At 73.8% G+C, this 1,316-nt stretch carries 2 protein-coding genes; one reads left to right on the forward strand and one right to left on the reverse strand.

The window, feature by feature from the left end; genetic code table 11:
- Window positions 1-406: CHAD domain-containing protein (locus ACSAMQ_RS20545; RefSeq protein WP_435397432.1), on the reverse strand; the 406-nt coding region annotated here is incomplete at its 3' end.
- 64 nt (window positions 407-470) lie between these two features.
- On the opposite strand from ACSAMQ_RS20545, the gene mutM reads away from it, so the two are divergent.
- Window positions 471-1,283: a bifunctional DNA-formamidopyrimidine glycosylase/DNA-(apurinic or apyrimidinic site) lyase gene (gene mutM, locus ACSAMQ_RS20550; protein WP_435397433.1), complete on the forward strand. Its 813-nt coding sequence runs from the start codon at window positions 471-473 to the stop codon at window positions 1,281-1,283.
- The last annotated feature ends 33 nt before the right edge of the window (window positions 1,284-1,316 follow it).

Consider the following 1,316-nt stretch of genomic DNA (forward strand, 5'->3'; position numbering starts at 1 on the left):
CGGCACGGCGGCGGGCACGGCGCAACAAAGTGCGGACCTCGGCTTCCAGCGGCAGGCGCAGCAGCCGGTCCAGAGTTTCGACCAGCGCGTGCGCGTCGCGCAGCACCGACAAGTTACGGTTGAGCCGGCGCAGTTCGCGGTCGACCAGCGCCGCGCCCGGACCGAGCGCGCCGCCGCCGAGAGCGACCGTGGCGCGGACCCGGCGCAAGCCCTTGCGCGCCAGGTGCACGCCGGCATGGATCCGATTGCCGCGCCAGCCCAGGGCGTCGAGCGCCATGTCGATCTCGGCGCTGGCGAAACTGCGCAGGCGCCGGCCCGGCGGCGGCGCGGCCTCGGGCTCGGGCGCCCTGGCGGCTAACCCCGCCCCGTTTGCGACGGCTTCCTCGGACGCTGGCGCGTGCGGCATGAAGCGACTCCCGGTTCCGGCCATCGAACGATGCGCGGCCTGGCCGGGATAGTACCCTTGCCGCATGCCTGAATTGCCCGAAGTCGAAACCACCCGGCGCGGTCTGGCGCCGCACCTGGAAGGCCGCCGCGTCGTCACCGCGATCCTGCGCCGCCCCAACCTGCGCTGGCCGATCCCGCTGCAGATCGAGGACACCCTGCCGGGCGAACGCATCGAGGCGGTGCGCCGCCGCGCCAAGTACCTGTTGCTCGACACCGCCGCCGGCAGCGCCCTGCTGCACTTGGGCATGTCCGGCAGCCTGCGCGTGCTGCCCGTCGACACCCCGGTGCGCGCGCACGACCACGTCGACCTGCTGCTCGATTCCGACCGGGTGCTGCGCTTCAACGACCCGCGCCGGTTCGGCTGCCTGCTGTGGCAGGCGCCCGGCGAGACCCACGAACTGCTGCGCGACCTCGGCCCGGAACCGCTCTCGGAGGCCTTCGACGGCGACTATCTGTTCGAGCTCAGCCGCGGCCGCAAGGCGCCGGTGAAGACCTTCCTGATGGACCAGCGGGTGGTGGTCGGGGTCGGCAACATCTACGCGGCCGAGGCCTTGTTCGCGGCCGGGGTGTCGCCGCTGCGCGCGGCCGGCAAGGTCTCGCGGGAGCGCTATGCCGCGCTCGCGGCCTCGATCAAGGACATCCTGGCCTACGCCATCCAGCGCGGCGGCACCACCCTGCGCGACTTCATCAGCCCGGACGGCGCGCCGGGCTATTTCGAGCAGGAGCTGTCGGCCTATGGGCGCGGCGGCGAGCCCTGCCCGCGCTGCGGCCGGCCGCTCAAGCAGGCCAGCATCGGCCAGCGCACCACGGTCTGGTGCGGGCACTGCCAGCGCTGAAGCGCGGCGGCCCGGGCGCCGGCAGGCCCGTCC

Origin of the sequence: Lysobacter sp. 1R34A (assembly GCF_051217035.1) — a bacterium.
Classification (GTDB): Bacteria; Pseudomonadota; Gammaproteobacteria; order Xanthomonadales; family Xanthomonadaceae; genus Lysobacter.

What these genes read in the sequence shown, in the direction of transcription:
- mutM (WP_435397433.1), top strand. Translation starts at nt 471, where the DNA reads ATGCCTGAATTGCCCGAAGTCGAAACCACCCGGCGCGGTCTGGCGCCG.